The organism is Streptomyces sp. NPDC006365, assembly GCF_042870755.1.
GTDB lineage: Bacteria > Actinomycetota > Actinomycetes > Streptomycetales > Streptomycetaceae > Streptomyces > Streptomyces xiangluensis.
Map to the genome: position 1 here is coordinate 206,160 of NZ_JBIAHS010000014.1, position 24,607 is coordinate 230,766.

Annotated in this window: 21 protein-coding genes; 7 read left to right on the forward strand and 14 right to left on the reverse strand. The window is 69.6% G+C overall.

Annotated elements, in window-relative coordinates; all coding sequences use genetic code 11:
• Positions 1-5: 5 nt before the first annotated feature.
• The 3 genes from ACFYO0_RS32095 to ACFYO0_RS32105 all read right to left on the reverse strand — a co-directional run bounded on the left by ACFYO0_RS32095 (position 6) and on the right by ACFYO0_RS32105 (position 4,589).
• Positions 6-1,331 (reverse strand): ABC transporter substrate-binding protein, encoded by a 1,326-nt coding sequence (locus ACFYO0_RS32095; RefSeq protein ID WP_388683175.1) that lies wholly within the window; start codon positions 1,329-1,331, stop codon positions 6-8.
• Positions 1,332-1,400: 69 nt separating this feature from the next.
• Positions 1,401-3,068 (reverse strand): glycoside hydrolase family 13 protein, encoded by a 1,668-nt coding sequence (locus ACFYO0_RS32100; RefSeq protein WP_388683094.1) that lies wholly within the window; start codon positions 3,066-3,068, stop codon positions 1,401-1,403.
• Positions 3,069-3,317: 249 nt separating this feature from the next.
• Positions 3,318-4,589 (reverse strand): ABC transporter substrate-binding protein, encoded by a 1,272-nt coding sequence (locus ACFYO0_RS32105; RefSeq protein WP_388683095.1) that lies wholly within the window; start codon positions 4,587-4,589, stop codon positions 3,318-3,320.
• Between the two features lie 127 nt (positions 4,590-4,716).
• Here ACFYO0_RS32105 and ACFYO0_RS32110 point away from each other — a divergent pair, with 127 nt between their 5' ends.
• The 3 genes from ACFYO0_RS32110 to ACFYO0_RS32120 all read left to right on the forward strand — a co-directional run bounded on the left by ACFYO0_RS32110 (position 4,717) and on the right by ACFYO0_RS32120 (position 8,375).
• Positions 4,717-5,232 (forward strand): PadR family transcriptional regulator, encoded by a 516-nt coding sequence (locus tag ACFYO0_RS32110; protein WP_388683097.1) that lies wholly within the window; start codon positions 4,717-4,719, stop codon positions 5,230-5,232.
• Positions 5,229-5,999 (forward strand): ABC transporter ATP-binding protein, encoded by a 771-nt coding sequence (locus ACFYO0_RS32115; RefSeq protein WP_388683099.1) that lies wholly within the window; start codon positions 5,229-5,231, stop codon positions 5,997-5,999. The genes ACFYO0_RS32110 and ACFYO0_RS32115 overlap by 4 nt, the downstream gene beginning before the upstream one ends.
• An 81-nt stretch (positions 6,000-6,080) precedes the next feature.
• Complete coding sequence (locus ACFYO0_RS32120; RefSeq protein WP_388683102.1) at positions 6,081-8,375, forward strand: ABC transporter permease; 2,295 nt, start codon at positions 6,081-6,083, stop codon at positions 8,373-8,375.
• A gap of 25 nt (positions 8,376-8,400) precedes the next feature.
• Here the strand turns inward: ACFYO0_RS32120 and pgi are convergent, their stop codons facing one another.
• From pgi to uvrC, 10 genes are all read right to left on the reverse strand, one after another.
• Positions 8,401-10,053, reverse strand: a complete 1,653-nt coding sequence (gene pgi, locus ACFYO0_RS32125) for a glucose-6-phosphate isomerase (protein ID WP_388683104.1) — start codon at positions 10,051-10,053, stop codon at positions 8,401-8,403.
• A 139-nt stretch (positions 10,054-10,192) separates the two neighbouring features.
• Positions 10,193-10,528 carry an RNA polymerase-binding protein RbpA gene (locus ACFYO0_RS32130; RefSeq protein ID WP_388683107.1) on the reverse strand — a complete coding sequence of 112 codons (336 nt, stop codon included), beginning with the start codon at positions 10,526-10,528 and terminating at the stop codon, positions 10,193-10,195.
• Positions 10,529-10,742: 214 nt separating this feature from the next.
• The gene (gene secG, locus ACFYO0_RS32135; protein WP_165342601.1) at positions 10,743-10,973 is read right to left on the reverse strand and encodes a preprotein translocase subunit SecG; all 231 of its coding nucleotides are present in this window, start codon (positions 10,971-10,973) and stop codon (positions 10,743-10,745) included.
• Between the two features lie 134 nt (positions 10,974-11,107).
• The gene (tpiA, locus tag ACFYO0_RS32140) at positions 11,108-11,863 is read right to left on the reverse strand and encodes a triose-phosphate isomerase (RefSeq protein ID WP_388683178.1); all 756 of its coding nucleotides are present in this window, start codon (positions 11,861-11,863) and stop codon (positions 11,108-11,110) included.
• A 42-nt stretch (positions 11,864-11,905) separates the two neighbouring features.
• A complete protein-coding gene (locus tag ACFYO0_RS32145; RefSeq protein WP_388683109.1) occupies positions 11,906-13,117 on the reverse strand; it encodes a phosphoglycerate kinase in 1,212 nt (403 codons plus the stop codon).
• Between the two features lie 185 nt (positions 13,118-13,302).
• The gene (gene gap, locus ACFYO0_RS32150; protein WP_388683111.1) at positions 13,303-14,313 is read right to left on the reverse strand and encodes a type I glyceraldehyde-3-phosphate dehydrogenase; all 1,011 of its coding nucleotides are present in this window, start codon (positions 14,311-14,313) and stop codon (positions 13,303-13,305) included.
• A gap of 211 nt (positions 14,314-14,524) precedes the next feature.
• On the reverse strand, positions 14,525-15,514 hold the full coding sequence (gene whiA / locus ACFYO0_RS32155; protein ID WP_165342597.1) for a DNA-binding protein WhiA: 990 nt from the start codon (positions 15,512-15,514) through the stop codon (positions 14,525-14,527).
• Positions 15,505-16,572: a uridine diphosphate-N-acetylglucosamine-binding protein YvcK gene (gene yvcK, locus ACFYO0_RS32160; RefSeq protein WP_388683113.1), complete on the reverse strand. Its 1,068-nt coding sequence runs from the start codon at positions 16,570-16,572 to the stop codon at positions 15,505-15,507. The genes whiA and yvcK overlap by 10 nt, the downstream gene beginning before the upstream one ends.
• Positions 16,569-17,639 carry an RNase adapter RapZ gene (rapZ, locus tag ACFYO0_RS32165; RefSeq protein ID WP_388683116.1) on the reverse strand — a complete coding sequence of 357 codons (1,071 nt, stop codon included), beginning with the start codon at positions 17,637-17,639 and terminating at the stop codon, positions 16,569-16,571. The genes yvcK and rapZ overlap by 4 nt, the downstream gene beginning before the upstream one ends.
• A complete protein-coding gene (uvrC, locus tag ACFYO0_RS32170) occupies positions 17,636-19,690 on the reverse strand; it encodes an excinuclease ABC subunit UvrC (protein ID WP_388683119.1) in 2,055 nt (684 codons plus the stop codon). Before uvrC ends, rapZ begins: the two co-directional genes overlap by 4 nt.
• 197 nt (positions 19,691-19,887) lie before the next feature.
• Here uvrC and ACFYO0_RS32175 point away from each other — a divergent pair, with 197 nt between their 5' ends.
• The 3 genes from ACFYO0_RS32175 (at position 19,888) to ACFYO0_RS32185 (ending at position 22,985) form a co-directional block, all read left to right on the forward strand.
• Entirely contained in the window at positions 19,888-20,835 is a 948-nt protein-coding gene (locus ACFYO0_RS32175) for a hypothetical protein (RefSeq protein ID WP_388683121.1), read from the forward strand.
• 210 nt (positions 20,836-21,045) lie between these two features.
• Positions 21,046-22,077 (forward strand): LacI family DNA-binding transcriptional regulator, encoded by a 1,032-nt coding sequence (locus ACFYO0_RS32180; protein ID WP_388683123.1) that lies wholly within the window; start codon positions 21,046-21,048, stop codon positions 22,075-22,077.
• On the forward strand, positions 22,074-22,985 hold the full coding sequence (locus tag ACFYO0_RS32185; protein WP_388683125.1) for a carbohydrate kinase: 912 nt from the start codon (positions 22,074-22,076) through the stop codon (positions 22,983-22,985). Before ACFYO0_RS32180 ends, ACFYO0_RS32185 begins: the two co-directional genes overlap by 4 nt.
• Before the next feature lie 26 nt (positions 22,986-23,011).
• Here ACFYO0_RS32185 and ACFYO0_RS32190 read toward each other — a convergent pair whose 3' ends face one another.
• Positions 23,012-23,866, reverse strand: coding sequence for a helix-turn-helix domain-containing protein (locus ACFYO0_RS32190; RefSeq protein ID WP_388683128.1), 855 nt, complete (start codon positions 23,864-23,866; stop codon positions 23,012-23,014).
• A 100-nt stretch (positions 23,867-23,966) separates the two neighbouring features.
• Here ACFYO0_RS32190 and ACFYO0_RS32195 point away from each other — a divergent pair, with 100 nt between their 5' ends.
• The gene (locus ACFYO0_RS32195; protein WP_388683130.1) at positions 23,967-24,539 is read left to right on the forward strand and encodes a YceI family protein; all 573 of its coding nucleotides are present in this window, start codon (positions 23,967-23,969) and stop codon (positions 24,537-24,539) included.
• Positions 24,540-24,607: the final 68 nt, after the last annotated feature.

Below are 24,607 nucleotides of genomic sequence, written 5' to 3' on the forward strand. Positions count from 1 at the left end.
GGCCGTCAGTCCTCGTACGCCTTGGCGGCCGCGCCCTCGAGCCGGCCCGCCGTGGCCTTCGGGTCGGACGGGTCGCGCAGGAAGTCCTGGAGGAGCTTCCACTCGCCCGTGCCCTTGGTGCCGCCGAAGGCCGCCGGGGCCTGGTCGGACATGTCGAAGCGGACCGAATCTCCGGCGTCGACCAGGGACTTGGCGGTCTCACGCGTGACGTCGTCACCGTAGGAGGCGAGGTCGAGCTTCTTGTTCGGGGACAGGAAGCCGCCCGCCTCGGCCCAGACGGCGGCCGCCTCGGGGCTCGCCAGATAGTCCAGGAACGCTGTGGCGGCCTTCTGGTTCTTGCCGTCCTTCAGGGCGACGGCGGCGTCGCCGCCGCTGACCACGGGTGCCTCGCCGCCGTCGACCGACGGGAAGGGGAAGAAGTCGGCGTCCTGGCCGATCTTCTTGCCGAACTGGTCCTTGGCGACACCGGCGACGAAGTCGCCCTCGTAGACCATGCCGGCCTTCGGCTCGGGGCCGAAGACCTTCTCGACGGAACCCGGGAAGTCGGTGTTCAGCGCCTCCTTCTGGCCGCCCGCGATCAGTTCCTTGTCCTTGAAGAGCTTGCCGAGGGTGGTGAGCGCCTTCACCACGGTCGGGTCCGTCCACTTGATCTCATGGGCGGCGAGTTGGTCGTACTTCTCGGGTCCGGCCTGGGAGAGGTAGATGTTCTCGAACCAGTCGGTGAGGGTCCAGCCGTCCTGGCCGGCGACGGAGAAGGCGGCCAGGCCCGAATCGGAGACCGTCTGCCCCGCCTTCAGCATCTCGTCGTACGTCTTCGGGGCCTTGACTCCGGCCTGGTCGAGGGCGTCGGGGCTGTACCAGACCGTCGACTTGTGCGCGGCCTTGAAGTACAGGCCGTACAGGGAGCCGTCGACGCTGCCGTAGTCCTTCCACACGCTGGCGTAGTTGGCGTCCACGGCCTGCTCGGTCTTCTTCGACAGCGGCTTGAGCCAACCCTGCTCGGCGAACTGCTGGAGCACACCGACCTGGGGCACCATCACCACGTCGAAGGCGTCGCCGCCCTCGATCTTGCTGCCGACGACGGTGGAGACGTTGTCACCGGTGGAGACGAACTGGGCCTTGGCGCCGGTCTTCTCGGCGAAGGCGTCGAGGACCTTCTGGAAGTTCTTCTGCTCGGTACCGGACCAGACGCCGGCCACGGTGAGCGTCTGGCCGTTCAGCGGTTTGTCGCCGTCGCCCGCGGCGGTGACCGGTCCGCCGCCACAGGCGGTCGCGCCGAACGCCAGGGCCAGGGCCGTGCAGCTCGCCAGTGTCGTACGTCGTCGCATCATCATTGATGTCCCTTTCGAACGGGATAGGAGTTGACGGTGGATCAGGTGGGAGGAGGAGAAGAAGAGGGCTCAGGGGTTGGTGCAGTCGCTGATCCACCAGGCGGCGGTCGAGCCGGGCAGCACTCCGGCCGGGCAGGGTCCGCTGGACAGCAGGGGGGCGCCGCCGACCGGTGCGGGCACGGGTGCGGTACCGAAGTTGACGGCGCAGACGAGTCCGTCGCCGCGGACGAAAGCAAGCACGTCGGGCGGGCTTTGAAGCCAGCGGAGGTTGCCCTCGCCGAGCTGGGGCAGACTGCCACGCAGCTGAAGGCCGTCGCGGTAGAGGTGCCAGAACGAACGGGTGTCGGCCAGCGCCCGGTCGGTGGCGTGCTCGGCGAACCAGTCGGGCTGCGGCAGCCAGGGCTTGGCACCCTCGGTACCCGAGGTGAAACCGAACGGTGAGGCGTGCCCCGACCAGGGCAGCGGCACCCGGCAGCCATCGCGTATCCGGGCCCGGCTTCCGGTCCTGTGGAAGATCGGGTCGGTCAGCACGTGGTCGGGCAGGTCGACGACCTCGGGCAGACCCAGTTCCTCGCCCTGGTAGATGTACGCGGCCCCGGGCAGCGCCAGCATCAGCAGCGCGGCGGCCCGGGCGCGGGCGGTGCCGAGTCCGCTGCCTTCCGTACCGGACTCTCCGTAGCGGGTGACGGTGCGGACCTGGTCGTGGTTGTTGAGGACCCAGGTGATGGTGGATCCGGTGCCGGCGATGTCCTGCATGGCCTCGGAGATGACCTTGTGGAAGGCATCGGCGTTCCACGGCGCGCCGAGCAGGTCGAAGAAGAAGGCCTGGTGGAGCTCGTCGGGCCGTACGTACTGGGCGTGTTCGCGTGCGGTCGGCACGGAGACCTCGCCGACCAGCAGCCGCTCCCGGCCGTCGCGCGCGGTGTACTCCTCGCACACCGACCGCCAGTTCCGCCATACGTCGTGCACCTCGGGCTGGTTCCAGGCCAGCGGGTTGACCGAGTCACGGGTCCGGGCGTCGGCCGCCGGGTCCGGCGAGTCGGGCAGGTCCCGGTGCTTGAAGAGCCCGGCGGCCACGTCGATGCGGAAGCCGTCGACGCCCCGGTCCAGCCAGAACCGCAGCACCTGATCGAAGTGGGCGCCGACCTGGGGGTTGCGCCAGTTCAGGTCGGGCTGTTCGGGCGTGAACATGTGCAGGTACCACTGGCCCGGTGTGCCGCCCGGCTCGGTGACGCGTGACCACGCGGGGCCGCCGAACATCGAGTGCCAGTTGTTGGGCGGCTCGTCACCGCCCGGCCCGCGGCCGTCAGCGAAGTGGAATCGGGCGCGCGCTTCGCTTCCGGGCTCGGCGGCGAGCGCCTCGCGGAACCAGGAGTGCTCGCTGGAACAGTGGTTGGGGACGATGTCGAGCAGCACCCTGATGCCGAGCCGCCGCGCGTCCGTCATCAGCAGGTCGAACTCGGCGAGGTCCCCGAAGACCGGGTCCACGTCGCGGTAGTCGGCGACGTCGTACCCGTGGTCGTGCTGCGGAGACGGGTAGAAGGGGCTCAGCCAGATGCCGTCGACGCCCAGCTTCTTCAGATACGGCAGTCCCGCCCGGACCCCGGCGAGATCGCCGATGCCGTCCCCGGTGCTGTCCAGAAAACTGCGGACGTACACCTGGTAGATCACTGCGTCGCGCCACCAGCGGTGCGCGGGAGGGCGCGCAAGGCCGTCGCCGGCCGGGGCTGTGAGCATCACCCGTTGACCTGTCTCTGAATGTCATGCCTGGAGGGGTGTGACGGCCGAGAGGCAGCCGTCGTTATGCATGCATGTTATGTAGGCATGAAGAGGAGATGTCAACGAGTAGGCAGAAAGCCATGGGGAGTTAGCGAAGTATGTCCCGGTTTTTGTGCCCTCAGCGGACCCTTCGAGTCGACATCGATACCTAACATGTAACTAGGTCTGAAGCGCCGAGCAAGGCAGGAGCGGGCGACGGGCGAGGATTCAGCCGCGTCGCGCGATGGCCGCCAGCTCCCGGGCGAGCCGCCGCACCGCCGCCTCGGGGGTCTGCTGCTGGGTCATCGCATCGTGCACGACGGCCTGCACGGCCAAGCTCACCTGGTCATAACGTGGGCTCTTGGGCCGCGGCGCCGCCGCGAGCACGCTCGCCCGCAGCGTCGGCAGATACGGGAACTCCCGGATCAGCTCGGGATCCTGGTACAGAGCGGCCCGTACGGGCGGCAGCGCCCCCTCTGTGAGGACCTGCCGCTGCACCCGCTCACTCGTGAGATACGCGAGGAGAGCGGCCGCCGAATCGGGGTGGCGCGCCTGTGCGCTGACCGCGAGGTTCGAACCACCGAGCACGCTCGTGCCCGGCCCGTCCGGTCCGGGCAGCGAGACGGCGCCGACCTTCCCGGCGACCGCGGAGCCCTTGCCGGACGCGCTCACGTACGCGTAGGGCCAGTTGCGCAGGAAGAGCAGACGGCCGTCCTGGAAGGCCTGCTTGGACTCCTCCTCCTTGTAGGTCAGCCCCTTCTCCGGGATCCAGCCGTCGCGCACTCCCCGGGCGAGGAATCCGATGCCCCGGCGGGCCGCGGCCGAGTTCACGGTGACGCGCTCCCCCTCGTCGCCGAGGATCGTGCCGCCCGCCGAGTAGACCGCTTCGGCGGCGTTGACGGTGAGCCCTTCGTAGGGCAGGAACTGGCCCGCGTAGCCGTCGAGTCCGTACTTCGGCGCGATGGACTTCGCCTGGTGCTCCAGCTCCGCCCAGGTGCGGGGCGGCTCGACGCCCTCCTTGCCCAAAACGTCCTTGCGGTAGAGCAGCAGTCCGGCATTGGTGACGTACGGGACGGCGTACAGCTTTCCCTCGTACGTCGCCGCGTCCACCACCGGCGGCAGGAAGCTCCGCAGCGGGAAGCGGTCCCGCTGCAACGGGGAGATCCAGCCGGCCGCCGCGAACTCCGAGGTCCAGGCGACATCGATGTTGAGCACGTCGAAGCGGCTGCCGCCCGAGCGCAGATCGGTGGTCATCTGGGCATGGGTCTCGTCGGCGGAATCGGGGAGCTCCACGAGGGTGACCCGCTCGTCGGGATGCGTGCGGTTCCAGCGCTCGAGCAGCGGTCCGAGATAGCCGGTGAGGTCCCCCGCGGTCGCCAGCGTGAGCGGACCGCGTCCGCCGCCCCGCGCCCCGTCGGCCTGGGTACCGGACGCGACGTATCCGGAAAGGATCACCGCGGCGACCAGGAAGCCCCTACCGGCGGCGTGTATCCACCGCATAGGTTCCTCCCTGTACCAACGGCACCGGGCTTCGTCGTCCGGCGTCAGCCGCCATGTATACCCGTTAGGCATGGGCGATACTAGGGCCTGCGACACATGACCAGGGACGGGGAGGAGGAGAGCACGAGTGCGTCTGCCTCTCCTGGCTCTCCTGGCGCGCGGCCCGGCCCACGGCTACGAGCTCAGGCAGGACCTTGAGCAACTGCTGGGTGCCGCGTACCCTCAGCCGAACGTCGGCCAGATCTATGTGACACTCGGCCGGCTGGAGAAGTCGGGGCTGATCGAGGGCGAGGAAGTCGAGCAGTCGAGCCGGCCCAACAAGAAGATCTACCACCTCACCGATGCCGGACGGGAAGCGCTGCACGCCTGGTTCGAGGAGACGGCGGACGAGCCGCGGGTACGGGACGAGTTCTTCATGAAGCTCGCCCTCGCCCCGCAGACCGGCCTCGCCGACCGGATCGCCCTCATCAACAAGCAGCGGCGCCAGTACCTGAACACCATGCGTAGTCTGTCGAAGCTCGCCGCGGCCGAGGACCGGGACAACCGCGTCGCCCAGCTGCTGATCGAGGGCGCCATGCTGCATCTGCAGGCCGACCTCGACTGGCTGGAACGGTGCCAGGAGGAGCTGGAGGAGCCGGAATGACCGCCCACCTCGACACCGCGGCCACCGCCGCTCCCCTGCTGCGCGCCGAGGGCCTGGCCAAGACACACCACGGCGAGGGCGCCCCGGCCCATGCGGTACGCGGTGTGGATCTTTCCGTGCGGCGCGGCGAGTTCGTCGCCGTCACCGGCCCGTCCGGCGCCGGGAAGTCGACCCTGCTGCATCTGCTCGGCGGACTCCAGCGGCCGGACAGCGGGAGTGTCTGGCTGGACGGGGAGTGCACCGACGCCTACAGCGAGGCACGGTGGGCGGTGGAGCGCCGGCGGAGCATCGGCATCGTCTTCCAGTTCTTCAACCTGGTCTCCAATCTGTCGGTGGCCGACAACGTCGAGCTGCCCGCGCTGCTCGCCGGGGTCTCGCCGAAGCAGGCGCGCGCCGAGCGCGAGAAGCTGCTGGCCGAGCTGGGCCTGGAGGGCAAGGAGCGGAGCATGCCCGGCGAGCTGTCCGGTGGCGAGCAGCAGCGGGTCGCCCTGGCGCGGGCGCTGGTCAACCACCCCGGGCTGCTGCTGGCGGACGAACCGGCGGGCAGCCTGGACAGCAAAGGCACTCGTGAGGTGATGCGGCTGCTGTCCCGCTTCCACCAGCGCGGCCAGACGATCCTGCTGGTCACGCATGATGCGCGGCTCGCGAGCGCCGCGGACCGGGTGATCAGCTTCTTCGACGGCCGGATTGCCGACGACGCCGAGCTGGACGGCACGCCGCCACCGCGCGGCACCGGCGCGTCCGGTGTGCTCGAGCTGAAGGGCTGACCCGTGCTCCGTCTCCTGAGCTCCGCATCGCTCGACCCGCACAGGGACCGTTCCGTCGTGCTCGTGAAGGGCTGAGGCGAGGTGCGGGCCACCCTGCGCTGGGCAGGCGCCGATCTGCGGGCGCATCGCGGCGAGGCGCTGTTCATCGTGCTCGCCACCGCCGGGATCGTCGCCTCCCTGCTGCTCGCCGCGGCCCTGTTCGGGTACGCCACCAACCCCTGGCAGCGCGTCTTCACGCAGTCCAAGGGCGCGCACGTGTGGATTCACACCGGCGCGTCCGCCGATGCCGGCCGCCTCGCGTCGCTGGACGGCGTCACCTCCGTGTCGGGCCCGTACCGCACCGCGACCGCCACCGTCGAGTCGCGCGGCACCAAGGCCTCCGTGGAACTGCGCGGTGCCGCCGCCCAACGGCCCACGACCGGGCGCCCGCTCCTCGCCTCCGGCCGGTGGCTGGATCCCGGCACACCCGACGGCGTCGTCCTGGAGAGCAGCCTGGCCCGGGCGCTGTGGGCCGAGCCCGGCGACACCCTCGTCCTGCCCGGCACCTCCCGGACCCTGACCGTGCTGGGCGTCGCCGACAGCGCCGAGCCCCGCTACCGTCCCGGCGAGCGGGCCGGCGTCGTGTGGGCGCCGCCGTCCGTCGTTCCCCGCGCGGACGGCCGCACCGGGCAGGTCATCGGGCTGCGCCTCGCCGACCCCGACGACACGGACTACGCGGTCCAGCGCGCCGTCACCACACTCGGCGCGGGCTCGGTCACCCAGGTCTCCAACTGGAAGCTGACACGCGCCGAGGCACAGGGCGACAACCGGCTGCTCGGCCAGGTACTCGGCCTCTTCGGACTGGGAGCCCTGGTCGCCGCCGCACTGGCCGTGTACGGCGCGATCGGCACCCGGATCCGCGGCCATCTGCGGAACATCTCCGTACTGAAGGCCATCGGCTTCACACCTGGTCAGGTGGTGCGCATCTTCCTGGTCCAGCATGTGGCGTTCGCGTTCATCGGCGCGGTGGCGGCCGCGGTGCTCATACAGGCGGCGGGACGCCTGGTCCCCGGTCGCCTGGGTGATGCCGTCGGCGTGTGGCAGGGACTGCCCGGGCAGACCGCGGCCCTGTTCGGAGTTCCAGTGGCGGCCGTGCTGTTCATCGCCGTCACGACGGGGCTCGCGGCCTGGCGGGCCGGGCGGGTCCCACCGGTGCCGGTGTTGCGGGCCGCGGCACCCTTGGGCGGCCCGCTGTCGCGCGTGGCTCGGGGAGCCCTCGGGCTGCGACTGCCGCCGGCGCTGATGCTCGGCATGCACAAGGCGTTCTCACGGCGGCCGCGCTCGCTGGCCACCACCGCCCGGCTCGCGCTGCCGCTGCTGCTCATCGTCGTCGCGCTGAGCGCCTGGACCACCATCGACCGTTTCCACAGCAAGCCGGAACAACTCGGTCTCGCCGCCGCGCTCACGGCACGCGCCGACGAGGACCTCAGCGATCAGCGGGCGCGGGACCTGCTGGCCGAGAACCGGCAGATCACGGCGGTTCATCCGGGTGTCGAGGTGGCGGCACTGGTGCCGGGCCAGACCGGCACGATCGCGCTGCGCGGGCTCGGCACCGCCCAGGATCCGTATCCGTTCTCGCTGGCGGAGGGGCGCGCGGCGCGCGGGCGCGACGAGGCGGTCGCCGGGCAGGGGCTGCTCGATCTGCTGAACGTACGGCTCGGCGACTGGGTGCGGATGACGGTGGGCGGACGGCCCCAGATCCTGCACATCGTCGGACGCAGCATCGAACCCGAGAACGGCGGCCGGGTCATCTCCACCTCGCTGGACACGCTCCGAGAGAACGATCCCAAACTCCAACCGACGCTCTACCAGCTGCAGTTGAGGCCCGGTGCGAACCCCCGCACGATCGGCGCCGAGCTGACCGAGGCCTCGCGGGGGCGGCTGGACGTCCACGCGGTGACCAACCCGGCCGACGGGCTGTCGCCGCTCCGCGGGGTGGTGGCCGGGTTGATCGCCGTGCTGGCCCTGATCGGGCTCATCGAACTGCTGACGGCGATCGGCGGCACCGTGCGCGAGAGCGAGCGGGACCTGCTTGCCCTCAAGGCGATCGGGCTGTCCCCGCGCCAGATCGCGCTCGTCTCCGTGACGGCCACCGGTTGCACCGCCCTGGCAGCCGTGTTCGCCGGTACGGCGCTCGGCGTGCCCCTCGCGCACTGGCTGATCGATGCCCAGGGCCGGTCGAGCGGGATCGGCGCCGGAATCGCCCGTGCGCCGTCCCCCGTTCTGCTGCTGCTGTTCGGTACGGCCGCTGTTCTGGGTGCCGCCACACTCGCGGCCCTGCCCGCCGCACGCGCCGGCCGCCGCCGGCTCGCGGATACGCTCAGCGCCGTCGCCTGACCGTCGGGGGACCTGCTGCACGAGATCAACGTCCGCGCATCTCCCGGTACTTGGCGACCAGCGCCGTCGTCGACTCGTCAAGGCCCGAGACTTCCGCGCCCTCGGTCAGCGCCGGCTCGACACGCTTGGCGAGCACCTTGCCGAGCTCGACGCCCCACTGGTCGAAGGAGTCGATGTTCCAGACAGCGCCCTGGACGAACACCTTGTGCTCGTAGAGCGCGATCAACTGGCCGAGCACCGACGGAGTGAGCTCGCGCGCGAGGATCGTGGTCGTCGGATGGTTGCCCTGGAACGTCTTGTGCGGCACCAGCTCCTCGGGCACACCCTCCGCACGCACCTCGTCCGGCGTCTTCCCGAAGGCCAGCGCCTGCGTCTGCGCGAAGAAGTTGGCCATCAGCAGATCGTGCTGGCCGACAAGCCCCGGCAGCAGATCCGCGACCGGCTCGGCGAACCCGATGAAGTCGGCCGGGATCAGCTTCGTGCCCTGGTGGATGAGTTGGTAGTACGCATGCTGCCCGTTGGTCCCCGGTGTGCCCCACACGACGGGCCCGGTCTGCCACTCCACAGCTTCGCCGTCGCGCCCCACGGACTTGCCGTTGGACTCCATGTCCAACTGCTGCAAGTACGCCGTGAACTTGGACAGATAGTGCGAGTACGGCAGCACCGCGTGCGACTGCGCGTCATGGAAGTTGCCGTACCAGATGCCCAACAGGCCGAGCAGCAGTGGCACGTTGGACTCGGCGGGCGCGGTACGGAAGTGCTCGTCGACCAGCCGGAAACCGTCCAGCATCTCGCGGAACCGGTCGGGACCGATCGCGATCATCAGCGAAAGGCCGATCGCCGAGTCGTACGAGTACCTGCCGCCGACCCAGTCCCAGAACTCGAACATGTTGGCCGTGTCGATACCGAAGTCCGACACTTTCTCGGCGTTCGTCGACAAAGCCACAAAGTGCCTGGCGACGGCATCCTGGTCCGCCCTCAGCCCGGTCAGCAGCCAGTCGCGCGCCGAAGTCGCGTTGGTGATCGTCTCGATGGTGGTGAAGGTCTTCGAGGCGATGATGAACAGCGTCTCGGCCGGGTCCAGGTCCCGTACCGCCTCGTGCAGATCGGCCCCGTCCACGTTCGACACGAAGCGGACGGTCAGCTCTCGGTCGGTGAAGGACCGCAGCACTTCGTATGCCATCGCCGGACCGAGATCCGAGCCGCCGATGCCGATGTTGACCACATTGCGGATGCGCTTGCCGGTGTGCCCCGTCCACGCGCCCGAGCGGACGCGGTCGGAGAAGCCGGCCATCTTGTCGAGCACGGCGTGCACACTCGGTACGACGTTCTCGCCGTCGACCTCGATGACCGCGTCGCGTGTCGCGCGCAGCGCGGTGTGCAGCACGGCGCGGTTCTCGGTCGTATTGATCTTCTCGCCGCGGAACATGGCGTCCCGCAGCCCGTACACATCGGCCGCGGCGACCAGTTCACGCAGCAGCCGCAGTGTCTCGTCGGTGACCAGATGCTTGGAGTAGTCGACGTGCAGATCGCCGACCTGAAGTGTGTATCCGGCGCCGCGCCCCGGGTCCGCGGCGAACAGCTCACGCAGCCGCACCTCGCCGAGTTCCTCGCGGTGCTTGGCCAGAGCGGTCCACTCGGGCTTCTGGTTGAGCCGGGTACGGCTATCTGCGTTCATCTCGGACTTCAGCCTTCTTTCGTACCTGTCCTGCTGCGTACGTTGCCCCGCTGCCGGTCCCAACCTAATTGATCAGGGCTTGACGCCACGCAACAGCTCCGGCCGCGCACCCGTGGGTGCCCGGCCGGTTCCTCAAGTCCTAGATTTCGCCCCGCAGTTTGGCGAGCGCCTCGGCGAGGATCGCCTCGCCGTCCTCGTCGCTGCGCCGCTCCCGTACGTACGCCAGGTGCGTTTTGTACGGTTCGGTGCGCGGCGGGTCCGGCGGATTGTCCCGGTCCTGTCCGGCCGGAAAGCCGCAGCGCGGGCAGTCCCAGGTTTCGGGTACCTGCGCGTCGCTGGCGAAGCTCGGCTGCGTCTCGTGTCCGTTGGAGCACCAGAAGGAGACGCGCAGCCGTGGCGCGGACTCGCCGCGCTCGGCCTCGCCCATCGGCCCCGCCCCGACCCGGCTTCCTCGGATCGCGTTGCCACTTGCCACGGTTGTAACTCCCTGCGTAATGGTGCCGCGAAGCGAGTCGGCGTGATGCTTCGCTGCGAGCGCCTCAGTGTACGTAAGGGCCAACGCGCGTCCAGTGACTGGAGTTACACCCCACCCAAAGACGCAAGCCCCATGATAGGCCGCGCTCGCGAGCGCGTACCGGACATGGGGCTTTATGCGAAAGATGCGCTGTCGTACCGCCGTCAGCCGCTGGTCAGTTGGTGACCTTCATCAGGATGCCGAGCACGACAATGCACGCGGCCCACAACAGACCGACCACGACGGTGATGCGGTCGAGGTTTCGCTCGGCGACCGAGGAGCCGCCGACGGACGACTGCATGCCGCCACCGAACATGTCGGAGAGGCCGCCGCCCTTCCCCTTGTGCATCAGCACCAGCAGCATCAGCAACAGGCTGAAGACGATCAGGGCGATCGAGAACCCCATAACCACGGCTGGACCAACTTCCTCGGACTTGTACGGACGACGGGGGCCGGAGCTCCATAAGCGAAGCCTCCCGGCCCCCGCAAGGGTACGACGTATCGCCGCCGGCGCCTACTTACTGGTCACCGGACAGGTACTTACTGGTCGCGGAACCGGACGATCTTGACGAACTCGTCGGCGTCCAGCGAGGCGCCGCCGACCAGAGCGCCGTCGATGTCGGGCTTCGCCATGATTTCGGCGACGTTCCCGGCCTTCACCGAGCCGCCGTACTGGATGCGGATGTGGTCGGCCGTCTCCTGGGAGTACAACTCGGCGAGCTTGCCGCGGATGGCCGCGCAGACCTCCTGGGCGTCGTCGGCGCCGCAGACCTTGCCGGTGCCGATGGCCCACACGGGCTCGTACGCGATCACGATGGTCAGGGCGTGCTCGGCCGGTACGCCCTTCAGGCCGCCCTCGACCTGGGCCAGCGTGTGAGTGACGTGGTTGCCCGCCTCGCGGACCTCCAGCTCCTCACCGACACACAGGATCGGCGTGAGACCGTGCTTGAAGGCGGCCTTGACCTTGGCGTTGCAGAGTTCGTCGGTCTCGTTGTGGTACTGCCGGCGCTCGGAGTGGCCGACCGCCACGTAGGCGCACTTCAGCTTGGCCAGCATCGGGGCGGAGATCTCGCCGGTGTAGGCGCCGGAGTCGTGCGCCGAGACATCCTGGGCGCCGTACTTGATCTTGAGCTTGTCGCCGTCGACCAGGGTCTGCACGGAGCGCAGGTCGGTGAAGGGTGCCAGGACGGCGACCTCGACGGCCTCGTAGTCCTTGTCGGCCAGGGCGAAGGCGAGCTTCTGGACGTGGGCGATGGCCTCGAGGTGGTTGAGGTTCATCTTCCAGTTGCCCGCCATCAGCGGCGTGCGCCCAGAGAAGTTAGATGCAGCCATCAGGGGTCAGTCCTCCAGTGCGGCGAGGCCGGGGAGCGTCTTGCCCTCGAGGTATTCGAGGGAGGCGCCGCCACCGGTCGAAATGTGGCCGAATGCCGTCTCGTCGAAGCCCAGGATGCGAACGGCCGCGGCGGAGTCGCCACCGCCGACGACCGTGAAGGCCGGGAAGTCGAGAAGGGCCTGGGCGACCGACTTGGTGCCCTCGGCGTAGTCGGGGTGCTCGAAGACGCCCATGGGACCGTTCCAGAAGACGGTGGCGGCGTCGGCGAGCTTCGAGGCGTACAGCTTGCGGGACTCCGGACCGATGTCCAGGCCCATCTGGTCGGCCGGGATGGCGTCCGCGGCGACGGTGGTGGGATTGGCCGGGGCCTTGGTCTTCAGGTCCGGGAACTCGGACCCGACCAGTGCGTCGACGGGCAGGACCAGCTCGACACCAGACTTCTCGGCGCGCTCGATGTACTCGATGACGGCCGGGATCTGGTCCTCCTGAAGGAGAGAGCTGCCGATCTCGTACCCCTTGGCCTTGAGGAAGGTGTACGCCATGCCCCCGCCGATCAGCAGCCGGTCGGCCTTGCCGAGCAACTGGTCGATGACGGCGAGCTTGTCGGAGACCTTGGCGCCGCCGAGCGCGACGACATAGGGGCGCTTGACGTCCTCGGTGAGCTTCTTCAGGACACCGACTTCGGTGGCGATGAGGTAGCCGGCGTAGTGCGGCAGGCGCGCCGGGAGGTCGTACACGGAGGCGTGCTTACGGTGCACCGCGCCGAAACCATCGCCCACGTAGACATCGGCCAGGGCCGCGAGCTGGTCCGCGAACTCGCCCCGCTCGGTGTCGTCCTTCGACGTCTCACCGGCGTTGAAGCGCAGGTTCTCGATGATCGCGACCTGGCCGGGCTGCAGGCCGTTCACTGTGTCGTGGGCGGCGGGGCCGACGGTGTCCTGGGCGAACGCGACAGGCGCGCCGAGGAGTTCACCGAGCCGCTCGGCGGCGGGCAGCAGCGAGAACGCCGGGTCCGGGGCACCTTTGGGGCGGCCCAGATGCGAGGCGACGACCACCTTGGCACCCGCCTCCGCGAGGGCCTTGACGGTGGGCAGGACGGCGCGGATACGCCCGTCGTCGGTGATGCGGCCGTCGGCCAGCGGCACGTTCAGGTCAGCGCGGACGAAGACCCGCTTGCCGTCCACGCCTCCGGAGAGAAGTTCGTCGATCGTCTTCATTGAGTGGCTCCTGGGTGGGACTCTGATGTTTTCCCGCGAAGAGATCAGCCATCAGTTGAGGAACCACGATGGCGATCAACCAGGTCCGCGAGAGCGGCGGCGGTTTAGCCGCAAAAGGCAGCCCGGGCAGCGCGGCGTCGCGCTGCCCGGGCCCTGTGCTCACATCAACGTGCTTGCTCTGGGACTCAGAGCTGGCCGCCGACGAAGACCGTGAGGTCCACGAGGCGGTTGGAGTAGCCCCACTCGTTGTCGTACCAGCCGAGGATCTTCACCGACTTGCCCTCCTGGACCATGGTCAGGGAGGCGTCGAAGGTGCAGGAGGCCGGGTCGCCGACGATGTCCGAGGACACGATCTCGTCCTCGGTGTAGAACAGGAAGCCCTTGAGCTCGCCGTCGTCGGCGGCCTTCTTGAACGCGGCGTTGACCTCGTCCTTGGTGACCTCGCGCTGGACCTCCACGACCAGGTCGGTGGCCGAGCCCGTCGGGACCGGGACGCGCATCGCGATGCCGTCGAGCTTGCCCTTGAGCTGCGGAAGGACCAGCGCGGTGGCCTTGGCGGCACCGGTGGTCGTCGGAATGATGTTCTCGGCGGCGGCACGGGCGCGGCGCAGGTCCTTGTGCGGGAAGTCCAGGATGCGCTGGTCGTTCGTGTACGCGTGCACCGTCGTCATCAGGCCCTTGACGATGCCGAAGTTCTCGTCGAGAACCTTGGCCATCGGGGCCACACAGTTGGTGGTGCAGGAAGCGTTCGAGATGACGTGGTGGTTGGCCGCGTCGTACTTGTCCTGGTTGACGCCCATCACGATGGTGATGTCCTCGTCCTTGGCCGGAGCCGAGATGAGGACCTTCTTGGCGCCACCGGCGATGTGCTTCTCGGCGTCGGCCTTCTTCGTGAAGATGCCGGTCGACTCGATGACGATGTCGACGCCCAGCTCGCCCCAGGGGATGTCGGCGGGGTTGCGCTCGGAGAGGACCTTGATCGTCTTCCCGTCGACGGTGATGGTGTCCTCGGTGTGGGACACCTCGGCCTTCAGGCGGCCCAGGATGGTGTCGTACTTCAGCAGGTGAGCGGTGGTCGCGGTGTCACCCAGGTCGTTGACAGCCACGATCTCGATGTCTGCACCCTGCTCCAGCAGCGCGCGGAAGTAGTTACGACCGATGCGGCCAAAGCCGTTGATGCCTACGCGGATCGTCACGAACCGATCTCCTCGTTGGTACGCCGGCTCAGATGCCGGCGAGTTGTATGGGATGTCCCCGACCGCCTACGACCCTACCTCCCTGAGGCCCCCAGAGTGACATCCGAGGGCCCATACACGGCACTGCCGTCCGTACCCACCAGTAGGGGTACGGACCGCCCGGGCATCGAGGCCCGTAGGGGGCGTAGGGAGTCGCGTCGGGGCCGTGCGGTCAGCCCACCAGATTGTCGGCCAGTTCCTCGGAGAGGGTGGACTCCGTCCCCGGGATGCCCAGGTCCTGGGCCCGCTTGTCGGCCATGGCGAGCAGTCTGCGGATACGGCCCGCGACGGCGTCCTTGGTCAGCGGCGGGTCGGCGAGCGCGCCCAGCTCCTCCAGGGAGGCCTGCTTGTGCTCCATGCGCAGCCGTCCGGCGGCGGCAAGGTGCTCGGGGACCTCGTCACCGAGGATCTCCAGGGCGCGCTGCACACGGGCTCCGGCGGCGACGGCGGCGCGGGCGGAGCGACGCAGGTTGGCGTCGTCGAAGTTGGCGAGACGGTTCGCCGTGGCGCGGACCTCGCGGCGCATCCGGCGTTCCTCCCAGGCCAGCACGGCCTCGTGGGCGCCGAGGCGGGTCAGCAGCGCGCTGATCGCGTCACCGTCACGGACGACCACCTTGTCCACGCCGCGCGCCTCACGGGCCTTACTGGCGATCTGGAGCCGCCGGGCCGCGCCGACCAGCGCGAGCGCCGCCTCGGGCCCCGGGCAGGTCACCTCCAGGGAGGACGAGCGGCCCGGCTCGGTCAGCGAGCCGTGCGCGAGGAACGCCCCGCGCCAGGCCGCCTCGGCGTCACAGGTGGCGCCCGAGACCACTTGCGGGGGCAGCCCGCGGATCGGCCGGCCCCGGCCGTCGACCAGCCCCGTCTGACGGGCCAGCTGGTCGCCGCCGGCAACCACACGGACGACATAGCGGGAGCCGCGGCGCAGGCCCCCGGGAGCCATCACGATCAGCTCGGAGCTGTGGCCGAAGATTTCCAGGACGTCCCGCTTGAGGCGGCGCGCCGCCATCGCGGTGTCCAGCTCCGCCTCGATCACGATGCGGCCACTCACCAGGTGGAGGCCGCCGGCGAACCGCAGAAGGGAGGAGACCTCCGCCTTTCTGCAGCAGGTCCGGGTGACGGGGAGCCGGGAGATCTCATCCTTCACCGCTGCCGTCATCGCCATGGGCCGATCCTTCCATGCATCCGAAAAATACGGTCGTACGCGGCGGCCAACAGCTCCGGATCGTGCCTCGGAGATCCGTCGGTCCGGGCCACCGGCGCCAGCTCGACCGCGGCCCCGAACCGCTGGGCGGCTTCGGTGAGTAAATCGCGGTCGGGCACGGCGGCCTCGTCGGCCAGTACCACGTCCAGGGCGAGTTTAGGGGCGTGTCGTCCCAAAACCTCCAAATGACGCTGCGGGGAGAAGCCCTCGGTTTCTCCCGGCTGCGGGGCGAGGTTCAAGGAGAGCACCCGGCGCGCCTTCGTCTCCGTGAGTGCGTCGAGCAGATCGGGCACGAGGAGATGCGGGATCACCGAGGAGAACCAGGAGCCGGGGCCGAGGACCACCCAGTCCGCGTCGAGGACCGCCGCGACGGCCTCGGGGACGGCGGGCGGGTCGTGCGGCACGAGGTGGACGGACTGCACCTCGCCAGTGGTCAGGGCGACGGTGGCCTGGCCGCGTACCGTCTCGATGTCCTCGGGCCGCTCCGGATTGTGGCCCTTGACGAGGGCCTGGAGCTCCAGGGGCACGGCGGACATGGGCAGCACGCGCCCCTGCGCGCCCAGGAGCTTGCCGACCAGGTCCAGGGCCTGGACGTGGTCGCCCAGCTGCTCCCAGAGGGCGACGATCAGCAGATTGCCGACCGCGTGCTCGTGCAGTTCGCCCTGGGACTGGAAGCGGTGCTGGATGACGCGGGCCCAGGTCTGGCCCCAGTCGTCGTCGCCGCACAGCGCGGCGAGAGCCTTGCGCAGATCGCCGGGCGGGAGCACGCCCAGCTCGTCGCGGAGACGGCCGCTCGAGCCGCCGTCGTCGGCGACCGTGACGACCGCGGTGAGGTCGCCGGTGATGCGACGCAGGGCGGCGAGCGAGGCGGACAGTCCCATGCCGCCGCCGAGCGCGACGACCTTGGGCTGCGTGCCGCGGCGGCGCGGCTTGCCGCCGCGCGCCTCGGCGGGCTTGCCGCCCTGGCCTTCGGTGCCGACCCGGCGCAGCCTGCTCAGTCGCAGCGTACGACCCGTCATTCGCGGCCCATGTCCCGGTGGACGACGACCGTCTCCACTCCCTCGGACACCAGACGGGCGGCGAGCTTCTCCGACATCGCGACGGAGCGGTGCTTGCCTCCGGTGCAGCCGACCGCGATGGTCACATAGCGCTTGCCCTCGCGGCGGTAGCCGGCCTGGACGAGGCGGAGCAGCTCGGCGTACCGGTCGAGGAACTCCTTGGCGCCTGGCTGGTTGAAGACGTATGCCGCGACCTCTTCGTTGAGGCCGGTGTACTGGCGCAGCTCCGGGACCCAGTGCGGGTTGGGCAGGAACCGCATGTCCACGACCAGGTCGGCGTCGACCGGGAGGCCGTACTTGAAGCCGAAGGACATGACGGTGGCCCGCAGCTCGGGCTCCTCCTCTCCGGCGAACTGGGCGTCCATCTTGGCGCGCAGCTCGTGCACGTTCAGGCTGGAGGTGTCGATCACCAGGTCGGCGTCGCCTCGCAGTTCGCGGAGCAGCTCGCGCTCGGCGGCGATGCCGTCGACGATGCGGCCGTCGCCCTGGAGGGGGTGCGGGCGGCGCACGGACTCGAAACGGCGCACCAGGGCGTTGTCGGAGGACTCCAGGAAGACGATCCGCCGCGTGACGCTCTTGGACTCCAGGTCGGCGAGGGACTCACGGAGGTTGTCGAAGAAGCGGCGCCCCCGTACGTCGACGACGACCGCGATCCTGGCGACATTGCCCTGGGAGCGGGCGCCGAGCTCCACCATGGTGGGGATCAGCGCGGGCGGGAGGTTGTCGACCACGAACCAGCCGAGATCCTCCAGACACTTGGCGGCGGTCGACCGGCCCGCGCCGGACATACCGGAGATGATCACCAGCTCGGGGATGGCCGCATCGGGGACCCCTGCTGCTTCGATACCCGTACTCACTTGTGCTCCGTCTTGCCGGCCCGCTTCGGGCGCTTGCTCGCCCGCTTGCTTGCTCGCTTCGAGCGGCGAGTGAGCATCCCTCGCCGCCTTCGGCGGTTTCTCGTGTTCCGCCGTGCGCCCGGCTTCCTGTTCGGCTGTGCGCCCGGTGCCTTGCCCATCCTGCTCGCTCATGGTTCCTGCCCCCGTCGCTCGTTCGAGGCGCCCGCGGATACGGGCTCCTGAGCGGAACCCTCCGTCGTGTCGGGTACTGCGTCCGCCTCGTATTCCTCGTCTTCCATGATCTCTCCAGTCGCCGTGTTCACGGCGGGTGCGGCCGGGGTCGCCTCGGCGAGGGCCACGGCGATCACCTCGGCCGTCTTGCGGCCTATACCGGGGACCTCACAGATCTGCTCGATGGTCGCGGATCGCAGCTTCTTCACCGAGCCGAAGTGCTTGACCAGCGCCTGTTTGCGCGTCTCACCGAGGCCCGGCACATCGTCCAGCGGGCTCGCCCTGAAACGCTTGGCCCGCTTGGTCCGCTGATACGTGATCGCGAAGCGGTGCGCCTCATCGCGTACACGCTGAAGAAGATAGAGCCCTTCGCTGGTCCGTGGGAGCACCACCGGGTCGTCATCGCCGGGCAGCCAGACCTCTTCGAGGCGCTTGGCGAGGCCGCACACGGCGATGTCGTCGATACCGAGCTCGTCCAGCGCCTTCTGGGCGGCCGCGACCTGAGGCTGCCCGCCGTCGACGACGACCAGCTGTGGCGGGTACGCGAACCGCTTGGGCCGGCCGTCGTCCTCGGTGAGCGTGTTCTCCCCGTCCTCCCACTCGCCGGTCTTCTCCTTCTCGGCGAGGTAGCGCTTGAAGCGGCGGGTGATCACCTCGTGCATGGAACGGACGTCGTCCTGGCCGGCGAAGCCCTTGATCTGGAAACGACGGTACTCGTTCTTGCGCTGGAGGCCGTCCTCGAAGACCACCATGGAGGCCACGACGTCGTCCCCCTGGAGGTGAGAGATGTCGTAGCACTCGATCCGCAGGGGCGCGCTGTCCAGGTCGAGGGCTTCGGCGATCTCCTCCAGAGCGCGCGAGCGGGTGGTCAGGTCGGAGGCGCGCTTGGTCTTGTGCAGCCCGAGTGCCTGGAGGGCGTTGCGCTGCACCGTCTCCATCAGGGCCTTCTTGTCGCCGCGCTGCGGAATGCGCAACGAGACATTGGAGCCCCGGCGCGTGGTGAGCCACTCCTGGACGGGCTCGACGGGATCGGGCAGTGCCGGGACGAGCACCTCCTTGGGCACGGAGTCGCCTCTCTCCTCGCCGTACAACTGCTGGAGGGCGTGCTCGACGAGATCCCCGGTGGTGACGGCCTCGACCTTGTCCGTCACCCAGCCTCGCTGGCCGCGCACCCGTCCGCCCCGCACGTGGAAGATCTGCACCGCGGCTTCCAGCTCGTCCTCGGCGACCGCCATCAGATCGGCGTCTGTCGCGTCGGCGAGCACGACCGCGCTCTTCTCCATGGCCTTCTTGAGGGCCTCGATGTCGTCGCGGAGGCGGGCCGCCCGCTCGTACTCCATCTCCTCGGCCGCGTCCGTCATCTGCCGCTCCAGACGACGGATGTACGTCCCTGTGCGGCCGGCCATGAAGTCGCAGAACTCATCGGCCAGTTGGCGATGGTCCTCGGCCGAGATCCGCTCGACGCAGGGGGCCGAGCACTTGCCGATGTAGCCGAGCAGACAGGGGCGGCCGGTGCGCTCGGCGTTCTTGAACACGCCGGCGGAGCAGGTACGGACGGGAAAGACCCGCAGCAGGAGGTCCACGGTGTCGCGGATCGCCCACGCATGCCCGTACGGGCCGAAGTAGCGCACGCCTTTACGCTTCTGGCCGCGCATCACCTGCACGCGCGGGAACTGCTCGTTCATCGTCACCGCGAGGTACGGGTAGCTCTTGTCGTCGCGGTACTTGACGTTGAACCGGGGGTCGTACTCCTTGATCCAGGAGTACTCCAGCTGCAGCGCCTCGACCTCCGTGGACACCACCGTCCACTCCACCGAGGTGGCCGTCGTCACCATGGTGCGCGTACGCGGGTGGAGGCCCGCCAGGTCCTGGAAGTAGCTGGCCAGGCGCTGGCGCAGGCTCTTCGCCTTTCCGACGTAGATCACCCGGCGGTGCTCGTCGCGGAACCTGTAGACCCCCGGCGAGTCGGGGATCTGCCCCGGCTTGGGGCGGTAGCTGGAGGGGTCGGCCATGTCTCACACCCTACTGGCGTGGTGTGACACCGCGGCGGCCCTGTGGATGGAGCCTCTGCGCCCCTGTGGACAGAACTCTGCCGGGAGTTGCCGAGTTTTGACCGCTGGGCGCCAAGTGTTGCCCGGCCATGATCAACACGCTTCAATGCGGGATGACTTGGGGCCGTAAACCTCGGCATTCACAGAAGGGCTCCTGCATGCGGCACGGCATACAGCACGCGGACATCGCCACGGCCGAACTGGAGACCGCCCTGCGGGACGGCCCCTTCCATGTGGCCCTGCGCGCCGCGATCGCCGCCCGCGGACTGCCGCTGCAGCGCGTCCAGCATCATCTGTCGCGGTACGGGGTCAAGGTCGGCGTGACGAGCCTGAGCTACTGGCAGCAGGGCGCCCGCCGCCCGCAGCGCCCCGAGTCGCTGCGGGCCGTACGCGCCTTGGAGGAAATCCTCCAGCTGCCCGACGAGTCTCTGGTACGCCTGCTCGCCCAGGCCGAGGAGCGCCCCGGGCCTGCACACCCCGCTGCCCGTTCGTACCGCTCCCGGGTGGAGGCCTCCGGCGCCCTGGAGAAGCTGCTCGCGGAGCTGGGAGCGTCGCTCGACAGTGGACTGCACATGCTCGGCCGGCACGAGCGGGTGCGGATCGGCTCACGCCGGGAGCTGTCGGGGCGCGACTCGCAGCACATCGTGCGCGCCCACAAGGACGGCATCGACCGCTATGTGGCCGTCCACCACGGCGACCCGGGGTGCGCACCGGAGCACATGACAGTGCACGCCTTGGAGAACTGCCGTACGGGACGCGTGCGTTGGCACCACGACACCGGGGTGCTCGTGGCGGAGCTGCTCTTCGACACTCGGCTGCGGATCGGCGACACCTGCCTGTTCCGCTACGGCGTCGAGGACGGCACGGCCGGCGCGTCCAGGGAGTACGTCCGCGACTTCGGCTCCCCGGGCGGGCAGTACGCCCTGGAGGTGCAGTTCGCCGAGGACGCGCTGCCCGTGCGCTGCCACCGCTTCACCCAGCACTCGGTGGCTGCGCCGCGCAGCGGCCGCCAGGGACTGACGCTCAGCGAGCGCCATCGGTCGGTTCACATGGTCGAGCCGAGGGTGCGGTCGGGGATCGTGGGGATCGGGTGGGACTGGGAGTGACAGCGAACGGCTGAGGCGGTGCTTGGGGCGGGGTGGCGCAGGGCTGCACGTAGACGCTGACGTAAACGATTGCGCAGGCGCTCGCGCAAAGGCTTGCGCAAACGCTTACGTAATCGTTTGCGCAAGCGTTTACGTCTGCCGTTCCATGAGGTACGGTCCGTCCAGACAGCGCCCGGCTGGTCGGCCGCTGCGAGGGGGAGGAGGGACCACATGGCGACCATGGTCGACGTGGCCCGCAGCGCGGGCGTTTCCGTCGCGACGGTCTCGCACGTCCTCAACAACACCCGCACAGTGCGGCCGACCACCCGCCAGGCGGTGCTCGACGCCATCGACGAGCTCGGCTACACGCCCAACTCGCTGGCGAGATCCCTGGTCACGGCGCGTACCCGGTCCATCGGGCTCGCGGTGTCGGCGATCAGCAATCCGTACTTCACGGAGATCCTGCAGGGTGTCGAGGCCGGTGCCCTGGAGCAGGGGTACAGCCTGCTGATCGCGGACCCCCACGACGATCCGGAGCACGAGCGCAAGGTGGTCCAACTGCTGCACGAGCGGCGGGTGGACGGCATGATCGTCGCGCCGTCGGTGCATCCGGGCGAGCTCATCCGCTACCTCGGGCGGCATGACGTACCGACGGTGTTCCTGGACCGGCTGGTCGACGAGTCCGCGGCGCCCGGCTTCACGTTCGACCAGGTCTGCGCGGAGAACACCGAGCCCGTCAGGCATCTGGTCACCCACCTCGCCGAGCTGGGCCACAAGAGGATCGGCCTGGTCGGGGGTCTGCCGGGGCTCAGCACCACGAGTGAGCGGATCTCGGGTTACCGGCACGGGCTCGCGTACGCGGGGCTCCCGTTCGACGAACGTCTCGTGGTGTCCGGCAGCTCGGAGGCGGAGGGCGCCGAGCGGGCGACCGGCGACCTGCTCTCCCTCCCGGTGCCGCCAACGGCTCTTGTCACCGCGAACAACGCCATGACCATCGGCGCACTGCGAGCCCTGCGGGAGCGGGGTCTGTCCGTGCCCGATGACGTGGCCCTGTGCTGTTTCGACGACTTCTCCTGGGCGGACCTCTTCTCGCCCCGACTCACCGCGGTCTCCCAGCCCAGCAAGGAGATCGGGGGCCAGGCCGTACGGCTGCTCCTGGAGCGGCTGGCCTCCCCAGGCCGTCCGGCCCGTACGCTCCGGCTGCCCTCCGCCTTCGTTCACCGCACTTCGTGCGGCTGCCCTGAGAAAGGACCCGACTCGTGATCGTCGTCGCCGGTGAGGCCCTGATCGATCTGGTGCCGCAGGAGGCGGGCGCGCTCGCGGGACTCGATCCGCGCCGCGGCGGCGGCCCGTACAACACGGCGGTGGCGCTGGGCCGCCTCGGCTCCCCGGCCGCCTTCTGCTCCCGAGTGTCGTCCGACGTCTTCGGCGAGGCCCTGCTCGACGGGCTGCGTGAGGCGAACGTCGACGTGTCGTCCGTGCAGCGGGGCGCGGAGCCGACGACCCTCGCTGTCGCGTCGATCGGCACGGACGGTTCGGCCCGTTACTCGTTCTACGTCGAAGGCACGGCGGACCGGTTGTTCTCGGCTCCGGACCAACTCCCGTCCGGGACAAGGGCGGTGTCCTTCGGCACCTGTTCGCTGGTGCTGGAGCCGGGCGCGAGTGCGTACGAGGAGCTGATGCGGGTCGCCTCCGCGCAGGGCGTGTTCACCGCGCTCGACCCGAACATCCGCTCAGTGCTGATCTCCGACGCGGACGCCTACAGGGCCCGGTTCAAGAGCTGGCTGCCCTCGGTGTCACTGCTCAAAGTGTCCGAGGAGGACGCGGAGTGGCTCGGCGGCACCCCACGCGAGTGGCTGGCATCGGGCCCGGCCGCCGTCGTGGTCACGCGCGGCGGCGACGGCCTGACCGTCTTCACCCGCGACGGCGCGGAGTACGCGGTGCCGGGCGAACGGGTCGACGTGGTGGACACGATCGGCGCGGGCGACACGGTGAACGCGGCCCTGCTGCACGGCCTCGCCGCCCGCGACGCCCTGTCCGCGGCGGCGCTGGCCGACCTGGGCGCCGACGGCTGGGGCGACCTGCTGCGATTCTCGGCACGCGCGGCGGCGATCACCTGCTCACGAGCGGGCGCGGAGCCGCCGTACGCCTCTGAGGTGGGCGACTTCTAGACGGTCTGCGCGGCCACCGGCGGGCGTCAGTTGTTGACCGCGCGCAACGCGCCGGGCCGGCGGCCACTGAGCCGGTCGAGCGCGTCGGCCGTGGCGTCGTCGGCGGGCAGGTGCACGATCAGGCGCTGGCCGTCGTTCGGCAGGACGAGCGTCTCGTGGGCGACGCGCAGAGGGCCGACTTCGGGATGGGCGATGAGGTCGGCTCCGGTCGGCCGCGGCATGACGGGCACGGCGGCCATGCGATCGGCGAACGGGGCTCCGGCCGTGACGGTCAACTCGTCGATCAGCGCGGCCACATGGGGATCGTTGGACGGCGCCTCGTGCCGGAAGGCGGCGACCTGCTCGTCGGCCACGCGATCCCAGTCCGGGAAGGCGGCGCGGGCCCTCTCGTCGATGAACACAAAGCGGAGGATGCTGGGATGCGCGCCGTCGAGCAGCCCCAAGGGGGCCGCGAGCCGTTTATAACCGGTGGTGTACGCGAGGATGTCGCCGAGCCAGTTCAGCAGGACGGCGGGGGTGGGCTCCAGCCGGTCCAGCAGGGCCCGCGTGGTGCGACGCACCATGCGGGTCGGAGTCATCTCGCCGCTGCACAGCACGGCGTCGCCGCCCGGCTCCTTCGCCAGGCGGCGCAGCAGGAGGCGGTCGGGCACGGCCAGCCGCAACGCGTCCGCCAGGGCGCCCAGCACCTGGGATGACGGGTTGTGGTCACGGCCCTGTTCGAGCCGGGTCAGGTACTCGACGCTGATGCCGGCCAGCGTGGCCAGCTCGGCGCGGCGCAGCCCCGGCGTGCGACGACGGGGTCCGGTGGGCAGCCCCACCTCGGCGGGGGTGACCGCCTCACGGCGCATGCGCAAGAAGGCGCCCAACTCGTTGTCGCTCACCCAAGGAACGTATCAACGCACGAGCACTGGATGGTGGCCCTGTCACTACCATCCTCAGCCCGGTCTCCCTCCCGTCCGGGACCTCTCGCACAGTGGCCGCATGGCTAACGACAACACCTCGACCGCAGTGACCGCTTCCGCTCTCCCCCTGCTCCCCGGCGACTGGGAGTTCGACCCCCTCCATTCCGCCGTGAACTTCACCATCCGCCACCTCGGCATCGCCAAGGTGCGGGGCCGCTTCAGCGAGGTGAAGGCCGAGCTGTACGTGGGTGAGTCGGCCGACGACATCAAGGTGAGCGCCGAGATCGCGCTGGCCTCCATCGACACCGGCAACGCCGACCGTGACGCGCACACCCTCTCCCCCGAACTGCTCGACGTGGCGAGCCGCCCGACGATGACGTACCGATCCACTCGTGTGTCCGGAAAGGGCGAGGAGTGGTCGATGGAGGGCGAATTGACGATCGGCGGGGTGACCCGTCCGGTGACGTTCGCAGTGGAGTTCGGGGGCGTGGTGGACTCCGTCATCGACAACCGTAGGCACGCCGGCTTCGAGGCGATCGGCGAGATCCGGCGCAGCAACTTCGGCCTGGACTTCGCCCCCGGGGTGCTCGGTGAGGTGGTCAGGATTCAGTTGGACATGCAGTTCGTCGAGCCGCAGGGGCAGGGCGGCTGACTGTGCAACGCGCCGCGCCCCACGGGGAGTTCCCGTGGGGCGCGGCGCGTTCATGTGAGCTGGACCTA

Bases quoted from the DNA above. Each gene is read 5' to 3' on its own strand.
- ACFYO0_RS32095 (WP_388683175.1), bottom strand. From the start codon at position 1,331: ATGATGCGACGACGTACGACACTGGCGAGCTGCACGGCCCTGGCCCTG.
- ACFYO0_RS32100 (WP_388683094.1), bottom strand. From the start codon at position 3,068: ATGCTCACAGCCCCGGCCGGCGACGGCCTTGCGCGCCCTCCCGCGCAC.
- ACFYO0_RS32105 (WP_388683095.1), bottom strand. From the start codon at position 4,589: ATGCGGTGGATACACGCCGCCGGTAGGGGCTTCCTGGTCGCCGCGGTG.
- ACFYO0_RS32115 (WP_388683099.1), top strand. From the start codon at position 5,229: ATGACCGCCCACCTCGACACCGCGGCCACCGCCGCTCCCCTGCTGCGC.
- pgi (WP_388683104.1), bottom strand. From the start codon at position 10,053: ATGAACGCAGATAGCCGTACCCGGCTCAACCAGAAGCCCGAGTGGACC.
- secG (WP_165342601.1), bottom strand. From the start codon at position 10,973: ATGGGGTTCTCGATCGCCCTGATCGTCTTCAGCCTGTTGCTGATGCTG.
- tpiA (WP_388683178.1), bottom strand. From the start codon at position 11,863: ATGGCGGGCAACTGGAAGATGAACCTCAACCACCTCGAGGCCATCGCC.
- ACFYO0_RS32145 (WP_388683109.1), bottom strand. From the start codon at position 13,117: ATGAAGACGATCGACGAACTTCTCTCCGGAGGCGTGGACGGCAAGCGG.
- whiA (WP_165342597.1), bottom strand. From the start codon at position 15,514: ATGGCGATGACGGCAGCGGTGAAGGATGAGATCTCCCGGCTCCCCGTC.
- yvcK (WP_388683113.1), bottom strand. From the start codon at position 16,572: ATGACGGGTCGTACGCTGCGACTGAGCAGGCTGCGCCGGGTCGGCACC.
- rapZ (WP_388683116.1), bottom strand. From the start codon at position 17,639: ATGAGCGAGCAGGATGGGCAAGGCACCGGGCGCACAGCCGAACAGGAA.
- uvrC (WP_388683119.1), bottom strand. From the start codon at position 19,690: ATGGCCGACCCCTCCAGCTACCGCCCCAAGCCGGGGCAGATCCCCGAC.
- ACFYO0_RS32175 (WP_388683121.1), top strand. From the start codon at position 19,888: ATGCGGCACGGCATACAGCACGCGGACATCGCCACGGCCGAACTGGAG.
- ACFYO0_RS32180 (WP_388683123.1), top strand. From the start codon at position 21,046: ATGGCGACCATGGTCGACGTGGCCCGCAGCGCGGGCGTTTCCGTCGCG.
- ACFYO0_RS32195 (WP_388683130.1), top strand. From the start codon at position 23,967: ATGGCTAACGACAACACCTCGACCGCAGTGACCGCTTCCGCTCTCCCC.